Genomic DNA, 16,431 nt, shown 5'->3' on the forward strand with positions numbered 1-16,431 from the left:
AGGCATGTATAGTGACCCCATATAGACGTCTGTAAATTTTGAAAACAACATTTACAGACGTATTTTTTTATAGTTTTATACGTGTCTATAAAAGTATACCTTTACAAACAGTTTGTTTTTTTATGAAAAAAGTAAACATGTACCTAAAGGTATTTATTATTTTTGAACGTTCATAAAATATATTTTTGATATTTTGGAACGCTACTTTTTTGTGGGTTCATGTAGTTGCTAAAGGTGTACTTTTTGACATAGCTAAAAAAATAAAAGCACCTCGATTCTCAACGAGGTGCTTTAGTAATTCCTCTTCTTTTTTATATGTTATACACGTACTGCTGTACCGCTTACAGCAACCATTAACATTCCGTCACGTACGACTTCGTAATCTACATCAATACCAACAATTGCATTTGCTCCTTTTTCCTTCGCAAGAGTTAGCATTTCTTCCATTGCAATATCACGTGCTTCTTTTAATTTACTTTCATATGCACCAGAACGGCCACCAACAACGTCACGAACAGAAGCAAATAGATCGCGTACGATATTTGCACCCATAATTGCCTCACCGTTTACAATATCAATATACTCAATAATTTCTTTTCCTTGAATAACAGAAGTTGTTGTTACAATCATGATTGACACTCTCCTATATATTTTTATCGTTTACCTATATTGAAATTACATTTTAAAAACTTATAGGTGTCTAGTAATATTACTGCCAGCTTGGTAAAACTTCACAAAATTAGTTCATATCTTTTTAATAGATTTTTTCCAAAGAATAGCACTTATCAATAATAATATAACACCAATTAAACCTAAAATAGATATTTTAGAACCCGTATTTGGTAATACACCATTTTTGTTCGTCATTTGCTTTACCGTGGGGTCTATAGGTTTATTTTCAGTATTGGAAGACTTATTACTTGTTTTGTTGTTATCTGATTCATTGTTACTTGGTTCATTGTTACTTGGTTCATTGTTACCTGATTCATTGTTACTTGGTTCATTGTTACTTGATTCATTGTTACTTGGTTCGTTGTTACTTGGTTCATTGTTACCTGATTCATTGTTACTTGGTTCATTGTTACTTGATTCATTGTTACTTGATTCATTGCTACTTGATTCATTGTTACTTGATCCATTGTTATTATTTCTAGTTATCCCTAAATCGAATGTTAAATTGTCATTTGAAAAAGCCATATCATCTGTTACCCCAGCCTCATTTACATTAGAGTCAACCGTTACATCTTGTCCACTTTGTTTTAGTGTAAAGACATAACCGGACGGTGCCTCTACTTGTACACGGTATATGCTTTCTGTTAACCCATCAAACAAGTAGTTTCCTTCTTTATCTGTTTTTATTTCTTTTAATACATTCCCTTCCTTATCTAGCAGTAGAACACGAACGCCCTCTATTCCTTTTTCACCTTGATCTTGAATGCCATTTCGGTTACTATCTTCCCATACTCGGTCACCTAACTTGAGGAGTGGAACTTGCACTGTTACTTTATTACTTTCTTTTTCTTTACCATTCCATTGTACTTTTGCTGTATTTGAAACGGTTCTTTTTTCATAATTAGAGAGGTCCACTTCGTCTTTCAGTTTGCCTGTAACCTTCATGAAAACATTGTTTCCGGCTACTTCTGTAATCTTGTCTTTCGCAAAATTAAATTCTACTTTACCTGTTGCCTTATCTATTTTGATTTCACCATAGCCACTGATGTCTGTTCCTTTTTCATCTTCTACCGTTACTTTCTCTATATCAATCACATTTTCGATATCATCATAAATACGTAACGCTTCATATCCAGCTACCTCTGCCGGAAGTGTCACCTTCACATTATATATAAAGTCTTCGTTTTTCTTCTGTAATGTAACATCTGTTTTATCCTTTTCATCAGTGTCACTTACTTGGTTTGTAATTGTTGGTTCCTCGACTTTCACCTTAATAGGTTTAGAATCGGTGGCTTCCCAAATAGGCGCGGTTATAATTGGATCATTTAATGCTTCTACTTTTTGTCTTGTTTCCGGTGTAGCCACAAGCCCCCATTTATCAAAGAATGGAAGTAAATTTTGTTTTGCCACCTTGGATGTATTGTAAATAAAACCTTGTATTTTCTCTTCATTATTTTTAGGGAGTTCTTCTTTAGAAAGCGAACGATACTCTTGATGTAGTTTAGGATAGAATTCTTCCCCAAATGCTAAGTCTAGCTGCCAAAACATTGCTAATTTCACAAAAAGATCATCTATTTTATTGTAGTCTTTTTCTGACTGAGGCTTATTTAAATAATTGAATGCTTTTTCATATGTTCCCTTCTCTAATCTCGATTTACTTCCAAAGGCCCGTTGAACAGACATACTGTAAATGTTTACAGTAACCTCTCCTAATCCATCCCATGTCCAAGGAGTTTGTTGCCTCTGATGACCAGCTTCATGCCAAGGCCCCCATCCGTCTTTGATAAAATCATTGACATCTAATACATGTTGAATCGCATCTCCAACATATGCTGTTCTACTAGAATACGAATACATATAATAATCTTTAGAATGATTATCCTCTACGAAGTGCACATAATGCTTGTCTGCTTCTTTCTCAGATAACCCTGAAACTCGATCTTGAATTCTAATAGATTCATCCATTTTTTTTAAGAGTTGTACAGGGTCTGTATTAGAACCTATTAAATATTTTTTTACTCTTTCAGGACTTGCAGTGATGAGTACTCGTTCTCCTTTTAACTCAACTGCATGTGCATTAGGATATGTATCTAGCATGTTTACTAAATCTTGTTGCGTATGTTTACCTAATTCAAAAAACGGAGTAGGTGATCCTCCTGCTGTTATTTCAGCTCGAACTGTACCACCTTGTTGAGGATTATAGAAATAAATCATCCCACCGTTTGGAGATTCAATTGTATTTTCCCCTGGTTTTAAGGTAAACGACTTTATTAACGAATCTTGATTCCAAGCGGCATCGTATGAGAATGTCCCTATGTAAGCTTGAATATTCTGTGTCCCTTCTACAAGAATCGTTATTTTTTCATTTGGACTTGCATATAACCCAGTTGGTTCATATGGACTAAATCTAAACTGACGTCTATCCTTATCTTTGATTTGATCTACATTCCCTTTACCCATAACTTGAAAAACATGCTTGGTGGATACTTGTTTTTTTACGGTTTTTTCTTGTGTTTCAGCTGAAACTTTTGTTATCCAAGTCATTTCTCCTATAAAGGGAAAAGTAAGTACATTCACAGCTATAAAGGCTTTTATTGCTATCTCCTTATTTCTTTTTTTGATATTTTGTTTCATTTTGTGTCACAAACCTTCCTTTAGTTTGATAAATTTAATATTTTAACAACATGTCTAAATAGTTCTGTATTTTACTATAATTCATAAATGAGATCTAACGTAAGTACATCATTCACATGACCCAAATTTTTTAATACTCAAATGGAAAGATAGACATTAAATCCACCTCTTCAGTTTCTTCTTTAGAATTCGTTACGACCTCGTTATGTTCAAAAGACATACTCGTTAGTATTGCAAAGGCTACTAAATTTGCTAAAAAAATTTTTTGCATCTTCTTCTCTCCCCACATGTATTCCTATTAAATATAGCCAGGGGAAATATTTAATAGGAATAAAAATACTTATTTTATCATTTGAAGTAAACAAATAATTGTAACAAGGGAAACCCCCTCATTTTTTGAGGGGGCTCCATCACTTCGCTTTGCTTGTCCACTTACTGTTAACCTATATCGCAATATATTTCTTATTTATTTAGCTATTGTTCTTGCTATTGTTTGCTTACTGTCTCTTACAATCGAAGGATCTGTAACAACTGAACCGTCTGTTCTCTTTACTGTATATTTTGTTACCAGTTGATATGCTGTAAATCCTGTGTTTTTACCAGATATACTTGGAATACTCTTTTCCTCTGTTTCTTCCGTTGCATTCGTAGAAGTTTTAGTAACTTCTGTTTGTATTGTTCTTGAAACACTCGATTTAATTGATAGAGATGATTCTCCAAATTTCAATCCTAAGTCTGATCCAAAGCTCATTGCAAGCGTATCAGACATCTTTTTTTGATCTATCTCACTTACACCTGATTTAACTGTATATTTACTAGTGGCACCAGCAGGAATAATTTCTGAGCGTACTTTCTCCCAATATTCTTCTTTTACTAAGACATAATATGGTGAATTGTGTATTTTTGTATAATCACTCGCACCATTATCCTTTACCATGATAGATGGTATTAAAGATGCCCCAACAACAACAGAATTTGACGTTTGAGGTAATTGTTGATCAATAGCCCCACTTGTATTATAATCTGGAGCATTGGGTCTAGTACCTACAGTTGGTAAGGTTGGTAATGAAAAAGTACTGCGAGCAGCTGGAATGTGAAATAACCTGTTGTTATCAGAAGGATTTGATTCATCCAAATCTACATAATCTTTATATCCATACAATTCCATCCCCGCCCAAGATGCAACTTTCCCAGATCCTTGGTTTACAATTTCAAAATTATTATTTCCCTTGTCTCGTAAATACCATTGTTCATTAGCGGCACCAGTCCAACTCGTTTGTCGCAAACCCTCATTATTCATAGAGGGAAAGTGACGAACACCATCACTACCAATGATAGCATTACCAATCCCTACAGGTTTCCCACTATTTTTATTTACGATTGCATATGCTCCTCCATCAAGTGGGAAAAATACAAATTGTTCATTGTCACCACGGGCTCCATCCCATAGAACAATACCTGCATCATCAGAGTTCCATCCTTTATATACATCCCAAGCTATGTTTGTATTAGCTGCCAAATGAATAGTATGATATTCATTATTCGCTGGAGCTGCTGCTTGACTTGAAGGAGCCCAGATAGATAGACTCATTGCTCCTACACCTAACCCTGCCATGACTTTTTTTGATATTGATTTCATAATATTTCCCCCTAGTTTTGTCGGTAAAATCCCTACAAGATTACAAAAGATGAAATTATACTGTACATTGCTTATACTTTTATTGCGAAATAAAATCACTTTTGCTATGTAGAAACTTAAAACCAATTTTGTACAAATATGATACTTTTGTGATTCGAGATCCCTTTTTTAAAAGTAACTGAATATTAAGAATTTTAAAGCCAACATAATGTTACTTGCAACTTTACTAAACTCCTATTTAGTGTAATTTGCCCCTTTCTTAGTGGTCGTACCAGTTATGTTATTTATTAAAACATTAAATTTCCGATGCGTATATAGTAAGATTTTGTCGTAAATAGTAGAATTTTATCTTATGTATTTGATGATTTTATTGTTACATACTTAATATGAGTGAGAGGATATTATACTAATAAAATTAATGATGAATTCTATTGTATTAATTATAATGATTACAACTTAATATATACAATGAAAAAATAACTATATTAATTTAGAGGAGGTTAGTTTTTATTTTAGAAAAATACTTATAGAATAATTTAATGGTATTACTTATACTTTTTTACCTTTATTTGGGTATGTATAATTGCATAAAATGTAGATATATTAAGTAATATATGTTATATTATTAAGTTTTATGGAATAATTTCCAATATTACTATTAATAAATACTTAATTTATCACGCTCTTTAATTTACCATATTATTCAAAAACATCTTTATATAGTCATAAAAAACCTCTGAAATACAATTCATTCCAACCACCTCAATACTTAACATGAAAATAATAAAATGGATTCTTATCGATCCGTTATAACAAGAAGTTTTAAAACATGAAAAGGCCGCAAAGCTTTCTTGAAAAAGCGCTTTGCAGCCTTCTGGTTTCTTGTTTCACTTGAAGAAAATTGGTTTGTGTTTCCTTTCAAATTAACATCATGATATAAATATATCCATTGCCCTTTTACTTTGATATATGTTTCATGGACTCTTCAAGAGTCATTGGTTTGAGGTGAAATCAGATTCATTTGTCCAATTCAGAACCATGCTGATGAACGCAACGCATAATAGTTGTATAAGAAATGGATAAACCCCGTTTCTCCATCATTTTCACAAAATCACGTACCCTTTCTAGAGTAATAGAAACAGTATGCTCAAGTTTTAGAGATTACTTACACGTATATTAAAGTTTTTGCACCAGAAACAGATTCTAAGCTTATATTACGGTATATTTTTCACGATACTGTCTAGGAGTCATGTTTGTAATTTTTTTAAAAACCTTTATAAAATAACTTTGGTCATGAAAGTTAAGCAAAGTACAAATATCTAATAATGGATATGTAGTTAGTGTTAATAATTTTTTTGCTTCTTCTACTCGTTCCCTTTGAATATATTCACTTAAAGGAATTCCCACTTCTTTTTTAAATAATTTAGATAAATAAGTAGGGGTAATCGCCAAATAATCAGCGAGTTCATTGAGAGATATTTCATTGTAAACATTTTTTCTAATATGATTCAGGCATGCAGTAATCGTTTTTGAATACTTTTGCGCATTGTATTCTTTCACACGATCTGCAAAAGTACGTAAAGCGTCTCCTGACAATCGCTTTACAGAGTCTACGTTATCTAGTTGTTCCATAGTTTGTATATACAAAAGACTAAGAGAAAAAGCAATATCTGATGGAAGGTTACCATCTATCGCATATCGAGTAGCTAGAGTAATCGCAATAATTCCAAGAACCTTTTGGTTTCTGAGTGGATCTGCTGCTAAAACAATCCCATCACCTTCTTTTGGAATTGCATACATATATTGTAATAACTTTTCTTTATTTCCTTCTTTGATTGCTAAAAAATAATTATGTACTAATGCCATGTTGTGAGTTTCAGGATTATTTTGTCGGCGTTTTAAAATATATAAATCAGGTTTCACAATTTTATAGGGAACTTCCTCTAGCAATTTATTTTTTTCTAAAACGATACCTACATCTAACTTTTCATTGAAAATCATGTAATGTAATAAGATTCCGATATCAATTAAAGTAGTTTTTTTAATCTCAGGTAGGCACTGATAATAGGCTAGCCTTTCTTGAATTTTATTATTTGAGTTAAATTCTTTCCGAATTTTAAAGGTTATATCACTTGAGCCCTTTGGATGTATAGTGGGACCGATTATAATAGACCCTTTTATATAATCATGATTTACTATATGAATTAGGACGAAATTTTCAAGATAACTGTTACATCTGAAAAGTGGGAAGTTATTGGGATCATTTTCTTGATAAATGTCACTAAGATGTTCTTCTTTAGAAGAATAAAATGGACTACAGACATCATCAGAAATAGAATGATATAAGATTTTTTTGTCTGTAGATAAAATATGAACAGGTACATTAAAGGCTTTATGTGCGAGATCACACAAGTGTTGTATGTCGATGGAATTATTCATTACCTTCTCCTTTTAATTAGATTAAATGATAAATTTTCACATTGTTCCTTTATAGATTCATAAATTATTTGCCGTCAGGTATAACTCAAGACAAAATATTACTATAAAATATCAAAATAGTACAATTTTCGACAAAATATCACTATATTTTTTGTGAGAATCATATATTATTTATTTGTAATTAGTATCTAAATATCGAAATAGATAGGAAAATGGTGAGAGACACTTTATCTGCGTGGAAAGAAATAAATCTTTTTCTTGTAATTTTCTAAACGACAGTGAAATGAGCGGAGATAGTTTCTTGATTCTACAAGATCAAATCATAGAATCCGATAAAACAGTGAAGAACCTACAAAATACAATTACAGAAATAGGGGATGAACTGGCGTATACGATTCGAACAAGAAATACGCTTCTTGCTAGTCTTGTGAAAAATCTAGCCATTGCGGATACATTTCCAGAAGGATTGTAATATGTCCGAGGCACATGACAGTTAGATGGCCAAACAGTGACAGATGCATTCGACACAGACAAGGGTGAATTTGATGCAGGAAAAGCAAACGGAAAATTTGGAGATGTGACAAATACAGAGTGGCATACAGTGGTATCGAAGCTATGCATATGGTTAAAAAAGATCAACCTCATTCAAAAAAACTCTTGAAAACGTTATCAAACATAGTTATAATACAAGTGGATAAAGATAAACAGTAATTGAATACTTTTCACACAGGATTGTGACTGTTCGGCAGGCAAAACCTAAATTCATACCAAGAATACAATTATGCTGTATTTTTGGTATGAATTTAGGTTTTTTATTTAGGCTAATAAGTAGGTGATGATATATGAAAATCAAAAAAGTATTAAACAATAACGTAGTCTTAGTAGAAAATGATAATAATACAGAAATGATTGTCATGGGTAAAGGTATTGCTTTCAAAAAAAAATCGGGCGAAGATATTGATCCTTCCCAAGTTGATAAAACATTTGTTTTAGAAGCAAAAGGTTTAACAGATAAATTAGCCCATCTCATTAACGAAATTCCATCCGAACATTTGGATTTATCGGATGAAATTATCACCTACGCTAAATCAAAGTTACCTGGAAAAATTGGTGATAATATTTATCTTACCTTAACCGATCATATTAGTTTTTCAATTTCTCGCTTTCAACAAGGTTTCATACTCAAAAACGCGTTGCTTTGGGAAGTAAAGAAATTCTATCGCAATGAATATGAAGTTGCCTTACACGCATTACAAATCATTGAAAGGAAAACTGGTTATAAGCTACCTGAGGATGAAGCTGGTTCGATTGCTCTTCACCTCATTAATGCTCAACAAAACCAAAATGATATGGAAGACACGATGAATATGACGAAAATGGTAAATGATGTTCTTACTATCGTTAAATATCATTACGGTTTAGAGCTAGATGAAAATTCAATTAATTATAGTCGCTTTGTTACTCATTTAAGATATTTTGCCTATAGACTGACTCATAATCAATCTACTATTGAAGGTGAGAAAGAATTATATGAACAAGTAAAGGCAAAATATCCTGAAGCTTATCAATGTACCCAAAAGGTAAAAGCTTATATTGAGTCTACTTATGGTAAAAAAACAAACAAAGATGAAATGCTTTATTTAATGCTTCACATTAACCGTATTAAATCACGAGAAAGACATAATAATTGAACCACAGGATTGTGACTGTTCGGCAGGCAAAACCTGAGTTGATTTTTCTTATTCGAGTTCATTATTTCGAATAAGAAAAATCAACTCAGGTTTTTTTTATAAAAATAAAATTAAAGGAGTGCTATAAATGAGCTATACAAGCTTAGCTAAAGAAATTCTCCAACATATTGGTGGAGAGAATAACGTCAATAGTTTAGAACATTGTGCTACACGCTTACGCTTTAAAGTAAAAGACAGCAACAAAGTAAATAAAGAAGCATTAGAAAATGTGAAAGGTGTTATTAGCGTTGTTCAAACTGGTGGCCAACAACAAGTAGTAATTGGTAGCCATGTTTCTGATGTATTTAAAGCAATTAATAAAATCGGTAACTTTTCAAAAGATGCTAATGAAACATCTGAAGAAAAAACATCGCTTTCTGGAAAAATATTTGAATTAATTTCTGGTACGTTTACTCCATTACTAGCACCGCTTGCCGGAGCAGGTATGCTGAAGGCTCTTTTAGGCGTATTAGTCATGTTTGATTTGTTATCAGATAAAAGTGGTACGTATGCTATTTTATCTGCCGCTGGTAATGCTATTCTATACTTCTTGCCTATTATGATAGGTTTTACTTTAGCTACGAAATTAGGAGCTAACCCATACATGGGTGGTATTATTGGAGCCGCTCTATTAGAACCAAACTTTACAGCTTTATTAGCTAATGGAGATACAAGCTCATTCCTAGGAATACCAGTTATCTTGATGGACTATTCTTCTCAAATCGTACCATCATTTATCTCAGTACTTATTTACGCTCAATTAGAGAAATTCTTGAAAAAAGTTATATACAAAGATTTACAAATGTTCTTAGTACCAATGCTTTCATTAATGATTATCGTACCATTAGCTGCTATCGCATTCGGCCCTTTTGGAACCTATGTAGGTAAATCGGTTGCTACAGGAATTAATTTCTTAAGTGAACATAGCGGACTATTAACTGGGGCTGTTGTTGGTGGTACCATGGTTTTCCTTATTATGTTTGGATTACATTGGGCTCTTGTTCCAATGAGTATCGAAAACTTAATGAACGGTGGAGACCCAATCGACCCAATGTGGGCTGCAAGTACATTTGCTCAAACGGGTATCGCACTAGGTATCTTCTTAAAAACAAAAAACAAAGAAACAAAATCTCTTGCCGGTTCAACAGCATTAACAGGGATACTTGCAGGTGTAACAGAACCAATTCTATACGGATTAATTGCAACTCATAAACGTACATTAAAATATGTTGTTATTGTCGGAGCAATTGGTGGTGCTTTCATTGGGGCATTTAAAGCTGAAAACAATGCCTTTGCCCTTCATTCTATATTTACACTAAGTGGTACAACTACACCATGGCTTCCATATTTCTTAATGATTATCATGACAGTAGGGGGAGCAGCAGCCTTAACATATTTCTTAGGTTACGAGAATAAAGAGGAACTACAAAATACAGAAACATCTAAAGAAGCTGGTGCAACGGTTGTAAAAAAAGAAGGAATTGTAAGTCCTTTAACAGGAGCCATTACTCCTTTAAACCAAGTAAAAGATGCTGTATTTGCATCTGAGGCAATGGGAAAAGGGATTGCGATTGAGCCAACTGTTGGTGAAGTCCATTCACCAGTAAACGGTGTCATTACAACGCTCTTCCCTACTGGACATGCTGTTGGTATTACATCAGATGATGGAGCAGAAATTCTTATTCATATTGGAATTGATACGGTTCAATTAGAAGGAAAATATTTCAATGCACATGTTAAAACGGGTGACAAAGTAACAAAAGGGCAACATTTAATCGACTTTGATATGGAAAAAATTAAAGAGGCTGGCTACCTTGTAACAACACCTGTAATTATTACAAATACTGCACAGTATACGGATATCATTGAAACAAATAAAGAACAAATTACTAAAAATGAAGATTTATTAACTCTAATATTTTAATAATATCTAGCTGATTGGGAATGAACTATGCTTATTCCCAATTGGTTGAACATATTTTGGAGGGACACATAATGTTGAATAGCTTCTCAAAACCGTTTCCAAAAGACTTTTTATGGGGTGGTGCAACGGCAGCAAACCAAATAGAAGGTGCATACCAAGAAAAAGGAAAAGGCCTTTCTACAGCAGACATATTACCACATGGTGTTTTTAGCCCACAAGATTATTCAATGGAAGGCTATTATCCTTACCACACTGCAATTGATTTTTATCACAACTATAAAGAAGATATCGCCCTGTTTGCTGAAATGGGCTTTAAATGCTTCCGGATGAGTATTGCATGGACTCGTATTTTCCCAAATGGTGACGAATTAGAACCAAATGAAGAAGGCTTAAAATTTTACGATGACATATTTTCTGAGTTAGCAAAATATAACATTAAGCCTATTGTTACCATTTCTCACTATGAAATGCCACTCGCTTTGGTGAAAAATTATGGTGGTTGGAAAAACCGTAAACTAATAGAATTTTATGAGCGCTTTGCTAGAACTCTTTTTACTCGCTACAAAGATAAAGTAAAATATTGGATGACATTTAATGAAATTAATTTTGTTATCCATGCCCCATTTACTGGCGGTGGACTTGAGTTTGAGGAAGGAGAAAATGTAAAACACATACAATATCAAGCGGCTCATCACCAATTTGTTGCCAGTGCCCTAGCAGTAAAAGCAGGTCATGAGCTTATTCCGGATAGCAAAATTGGTTGTATGCTTGCCTATGCTCCAACTTATCCTTATTCTTGTAATCCAGAAGATGTGTGGACAGCCATGATGTTAGATCGTGAAACAGTGTTTTTCACAGATGTACAAGTACGTGGATACTATCCTTCCTATACGGAGCGCTACTTTGCTGAACATAATATTACAATTAAAGTGGAACCTAGTGATGAAGAAATTCTTCGTACTCATAAAGTAGATTATTTAGGCTTCAGTTATTATAACAGCGGTACGGCCTCTGCAACTCCTGAAGAACATAAGACTTCTGATGGTAACTTACAATTAGGAGGCGTAGAAAACCCATACTTAGAAGCATCTGAATGGGGATGGGAAATCGATCCGAAAGGCCTTCGAATTGCTTTAAATACGTTATACGACCGTTACCAAATTCCTTTATTTATCGTTGAAAATGGTTTTGGTGCTGTTGATATTTTAGAAAATGAGTCCGTAAATGATGATTACCGTATTAGCTATTTCCATGATCATATTGCTGAAATGAAGGAAGCTATCGCTGATGGTGTGGACTTAATCGGTTATACTACATGGGGGCCTATTGACCTTGTAAGTGCTTCTACTGCTGAAATGAAAAAACGTTACGGATTTATCTATGTAGATAAGGATAACGAAGGTAATGGAACATTAAAACGTTACAAAAAGAAAAGCTTCAACTGGTACAAGCAAGTCATTGCTTCTAATGGTGAAGATTTAAATTAAGAATGTATAAAGGATGGTCTTAATCAAAGATTGATTACGATCATCCTTTTATATTTTGTATCTTTAGAGGTCCTACCACACATCCATCAACTTAAGGATTTAGACTATTCTTGAAGTTAAAAGCACGTTACTATTCTCTTATGTTAATGAGAAAGGGTGACGTGCTTTTTATGAATATGCATCAAAAACAAGAGCTGTCTTTATTTGCCGAAGAGTTATATCGATATATGTCTCTTTAGTTACTTTTACAAAAGAACAAGTTAAGCAAATAGAAAATTATTGGCATGAAAATAAGCTGAAGAATCGAAACGAAGCAATTCGTCAGATCGTAGACAAAGGGTTAAGTCGTAAATACTGGCTACCCTTTTTATTTTCCCTAAAAAACCTAAAAACGCATTTAAATTCCCTTTCTCCCTTTACATGCGTTTTTATAACAAATATGACTTATTATATTAATAACTACATCAAAACGCCATACAACTAAATCTGAAGGGTCATTTTTCAGTTAAACTGATTTTTTTCATGTATTCTTTAAACAAATGAAAAAAGAGCCGGATTTTCATCACAGCTCATGTATGAATTGGTTCTGTATGTGTACATGTGGGATATTGTGAACAGCCAAAAAACTTATTTCCTGTTTTATTTGAATTACGAACGACTAAATCATGTTTACATGTTGGACATTTCCGTTCTGCAGGTTTTACCCCTTGATACACATCTTCAGCCGAATATTCGGGATTGATTTTATTAATCAATTTCTGAAGTTCTACACGATCGATTAGTTTTACATGACAAGCTTCCGCTAATTCTTTCGCCTGCCTTGTATACACACTGTTCGTTACAACCCAGCCCTCATTTGCTTTGTAATAGGCTTGTGCTGCATATATCTCTTGTACGGCACTAATGCCGACTCTATTTTTCATCCCGTAGCGTTTTGCCTGGATTACAATACGATTTTTCCCCTTCAATATCAGATCCGCTCCGAAATCATTTGACTGTTTTGTGACTGTTGGAGAATAACCCAACACTCGAAAGAGAGCTTTTAGGTATACTTCGAATTGATGTCCGTCCATTTTGTCTATATGGCCTCACCATATCATGCCCATCAACTTAAGAAATTAATTGTTCCCCCAAAACAAAAAAATGAGCTGAATTCTATAAATAACTATTAAAAGGTGAAATTTTCATTTTTGGGTGGTTCCAAATCCTTAGCTTGATGAACATGAGGCATCGCCAGCATTTCGGAGAATAGCCACGATTAGGATTATTTACATAGTAACAAATTCCAAAAAAGAAGACGATAAACCCGTCTCCTTTATCTATTACCATGGAAAATCAGCTGTGTTGAAATAAAGTTCGATTAAAAATAGCATACAATTCGAGTCAAATGCTAAACATCAAAATTAGCATTTTGGGCAAGTCTCACGTACTGACCATTTCTTTCATCTCTAATGACAGCTCCTAACTGAGCTAAATCTTCTCGTAGATATTTAGCATCTACCTTTTTCTTTTCTTTCAATGCACGGTCTCTAGCATAAAGTAATACATTAATTTTTTCGGGAAAATCAGTATGTCCTAAAGCCCATCGCTCATATTCGCTACTAAATGGATCAGTTTCATACCATGGATATTGATGCTTATTAAAAGCTTCTCGTACAGTATCCTTCTTCACTTCAATAACTTCTCTATATAATTCATTACTCTTTTGCCCAAGGATAATTAAATGCTTATTTTCTATATAGATTGCTAAAATATCCTGTTTCTCAATGACATTTATTTTTTCTCCAAATTTTAATTGTAAATTATTGTAGGAAATTGTGACTTCGAGACTCTCATTTAAAATAATAAAGCCTAATAATAAACCTGCTATTGTTCCAATAACGGTGGCAATACTTGAAACCCATAAGCTGTTAAAGAATGTAATGAGTAAAATTAACTTCTCCATTGGAACTACTGGAAGTTTTAGTATCCAATTGGCAATGATGGGAACAAACCAACCAATCAAACCACCTAATATCATGGGTACTAAAACAATAATTACTTTTTGGGGCTTACTATGTCATGCCCATCAACTTAAGAAAAGTAAACACCCCCAAAACAAAAAAATGAGCTGATTTCTCAAAATAACTAACTGTAGAGAAAGAAAATTTTCATTTAGGGGGTACTTCAAAACCTTAGCTCGATGGCGATGGGGTAGCACCCCATTACCAAAAATAAAAGGTCCTAACATATTAGTCATATATAATATGTAGGGCCTTTTATTTTAAGTTTTTTTGGGGATTTAGGTCTTGATAACGTACAATTTTCCCGAAATGATATGGTGACCCCTAATATGTATCACCCTTTATTTTTTATGACTTTTTACGTTTTAGGTATTGATCATTTCAAAACAGTACATCTTTATTTTAAACCGACACCTTCTTATAAAAAGTAGGCTTTTTTCATTACTTTTAAACCCCTTTATTAATATAGAAGTCTTTGATTGAAAAGATAAAGCATCTTATCTTTTTTAGAAACGTCGCAACTTTATTCAAAACTTCGCGTCTTTCTTAAAAACATCGTGCCTTTGTTCCAAACCCACATCAAGGCCTTTCATATTACCTAGATAACTAATTTTTACATAATAAAAAGATACATACTATATTTTTACGTGTTGTGGTTGTGGGCTTGGTTGTTGAAAACTTAAAAATAGAAATGTCAGATGGTTTTTGGAATTTATTGCAGAATGTCTTCTGTAAATAAATATGATAGTATCTACAGGCTGGGTATTCATCATCTATAAAACCAGTAACTTTATCCAGATAACGGCTTCCTTTATTTATAAAAGAAGCCGTTATTTTTCATTTGTGAATTTCCATTTATTTTACATCTGAAGTTATACCTAATTTTAATTTTAATTACTTTTAAAATTCATTTCCATTAAAAGAAAGCGAAATATAACCATAGAAAATATACATTTTTCTATAGTTATTATTCGGTTTCTATAAATCTCAATTCTAATTTCATTAAAAAACAATATAAAGTTACGTTTCATTGTAAATTTAAGAACCATATTTTTACATTGTGTAAAGCAAAAAAAAAGAACCCATTATGGATTCTTTTTTTGCTTTACGGGGTCACTATACATTGAACTGCCCTCCAATTGTTAGACTGTGTCTAACAATTGGAGGGCAGTTCATTTGGAGTTGGCTTTTTTATTTACTATTCTCTTTGTACAATAAATGAGTAGCTGTTATCTCCATCGCCATGCGATTGTTGTATCTTCGATGTGAATAGCTGGAATATCAATTCCTAGATATTTCCCCTCATTTTCATCGAAAATAGACCAATTTTCATCGTCTAGAAATTCAGGATTGATACTTTCAAAATCAAATGTACTATCCTCATCTACCATTTCACGAAAATATTCCTGAAATGGTTTACTATTATCATTTAAATGTATTGTTCCATACATCCATGGTGTTTCTACAAAAACATCTGTGATTTCGCCTATTTTAGTATCTTTAAAGTATAATTTCATATTTGCACCTTCTTATTCATGAATTTTGAAATAGTCTTTTGGTATTTCACCTTTTATCAAATACTCATTGTCTCTTTTAGTCCACTTTAGAGCAAGATTTTTCCAATGGGGTGTCGTTATTTTATCTTGTTTAATTAAACGCTCGATTTGTTTTGGACTTAAGATTGCTACATCTTTTACATCTCCATTACGGATTGCTGTTTGTAAACCATTAAAGTCTAGTTCGATTGAGTTATCTCCATACTTTACTGTCGCACCGCTATTAGGGGTATCGCCACATGCCCATCAAGCTAAGGTTGGGTATTCCATGAACTTCCGTTCTTGATGCCCACATGCTTGATATTTTGTTTATTTGTTTTTAAAAATACGCATTCCAAATAAACCTT

At 33.1% G+C, this 16,431-nt stretch carries 11 protein-coding genes and 3 pseudogenes; 5 read left to right on the forward strand and 9 right to left on the reverse strand.

Annotated features, from left to right (window positions below):
• Positions 1-318 precede the first annotated feature (318 nt).
• From MHH71_RS28355 to MHH71_RS28380, 6 genes and pseudogenes are all read right to left on the reverse strand, one after another.
• Complete coding sequence (locus MHH71_RS28355; RefSeq protein WP_006097559.1) at positions 319-630, reverse strand: heavy metal-binding domain-containing protein; 312 nt, start codon at positions 628-630, stop codon at positions 319-321.
• A 114-nt stretch (positions 631-744) separates the two neighbouring features.
• A complete protein-coding gene (locus MHH71_RS28360) occupies positions 745-3,216 on the reverse strand; it encodes a M60 family metallopeptidase (protein ID WP_006097558.1) in 2,472 nt (823 codons plus the stop codon).
• Positions 3,217-3,436: 220 nt separating this feature from the next.
• Positions 3,437-3,577 carry a hypothetical protein gene (locus MHH71_RS28365; RefSeq protein WP_167535695.1) on the reverse strand — a complete coding sequence of 47 codons (141 nt, stop codon included), beginning with the start codon at positions 3,575-3,577 and terminating at the stop codon, positions 3,437-3,439.
• Positions 3,578-3,772: 195 nt separating this feature from the next.
• On the reverse strand, positions 3,773-4,945 hold the full coding sequence (locus MHH71_RS28370; RefSeq protein WP_078212086.1) for an RICIN domain-containing protein: 1,173 nt from the start codon (positions 4,943-4,945) through the stop codon (positions 3,773-3,775).
• 783 nt (positions 4,946-5,728) lie between these two features.
• Positions 5,729-6,061, reverse strand: a pseudogene (locus MHH71_RS28375) (DDE-type integrase/transposase/recombinase); the annotation flags it as partial.
• A gap of 93 nt (positions 6,062-6,154) precedes the next feature.
• The gene (locus tag MHH71_RS28380) at positions 6,155-7,384 is read right to left on the reverse strand and encodes a helix-turn-helix domain-containing protein (protein WP_033799453.1); all 1,230 of its coding nucleotides are present in this window, start codon (positions 7,382-7,384) and stop codon (positions 6,155-6,157) included.
• A gap of 301 nt (positions 7,385-7,685) precedes the next feature.
• Between MHH71_RS28380 and MHH71_RS28385 the strand changes: the two genes are divergently transcribed.
• The 5 genes from MHH71_RS28385 (at position 7,686) to MHH71_RS28405 (ending at position 12,525) form a co-directional block, all read left to right on the forward strand.
• The gene (locus MHH71_RS28385) at positions 7,686-7,856 is read left to right on the forward strand and encodes a cell surface protein (protein ID WP_244268561.1); all 171 of its coding nucleotides are present in this window, start codon (positions 7,686-7,688) and stop codon (positions 7,854-7,856) included.
• 36 nt (positions 7,857-7,892) lie between these two features.
• Positions 7,893-8,045, forward strand: coding sequence for a hypothetical protein (locus tag MHH71_RS28390; protein ID WP_006097352.1), 153 nt, complete (start codon positions 7,893-7,895; stop codon positions 8,043-8,045).
• Positions 8,046-8,226: 181 nt separating this feature from the next.
• The gene (licT, locus tag MHH71_RS28395; RefSeq protein WP_006097353.1) at positions 8,227-9,075 is read left to right on the forward strand and encodes a BglG family transcription antiterminator LicT; all 849 of its coding nucleotides are present in this window, start codon (positions 8,227-8,229) and stop codon (positions 9,073-9,075) included.
• Positions 9,076-9,202: 127 nt separating this feature from the next.
• The gene (locus MHH71_RS28400) at positions 9,203-11,038 is read left to right on the forward strand and encodes a beta-glucoside-specific PTS transporter subunit IIABC (protein ID WP_006097354.1); all 1,836 of its coding nucleotides are present in this window, start codon (positions 9,203-9,205) and stop codon (positions 11,036-11,038) included.
• Positions 11,039-11,109: 71 nt separating this feature from the next.
• Complete coding sequence (locus MHH71_RS28405) at positions 11,110-12,525, forward strand: 6-phospho-beta-glucosidase (RefSeq protein ID WP_006097355.1); 1,416 nt, start codon at positions 11,110-11,112, stop codon at positions 12,523-12,525.
• Between the two features lie 569 nt (positions 12,526-13,094).
• Here the strand turns inward: MHH71_RS28405 and MHH71_RS28410 are convergent.
• From MHH71_RS28410 to MHH71_RS28420, 3 genes and pseudogenes are all read right to left on the reverse strand, one after another.
• Positions 13,095-13,610 (reverse strand): annotated as a pseudogene (locus MHH71_RS28410) (restriction endonuclease); the annotation flags it as partial.
• Between the two features lie 305 nt (positions 13,611-13,915).
• Positions 13,916-14,569, reverse strand: a pseudogene (locus MHH71_RS28415) (YqeB family protein); the annotation flags it as partial.
• Positions 14,570-15,757: 1,188 nt separating this feature from the next.
• The gene (locus MHH71_RS28420; protein ID WP_006097359.1) at positions 15,758-16,045 is read right to left on the reverse strand and encodes a hypothetical protein; all 288 of its coding nucleotides are present in this window, start codon (positions 16,043-16,045) and stop codon (positions 15,758-15,760) included.
• Positions 16,046-16,431 lie beyond the last annotated feature (386 nt).

The organism is Bacillus sp. FSL H8-0534 (assembly GCF_038005885.1).
Lineage (GTDB): Bacteria > Bacillota > Bacilli > Bacillales > Bacillaceae_G > Bacillus_A > Bacillus_A pseudomycoides.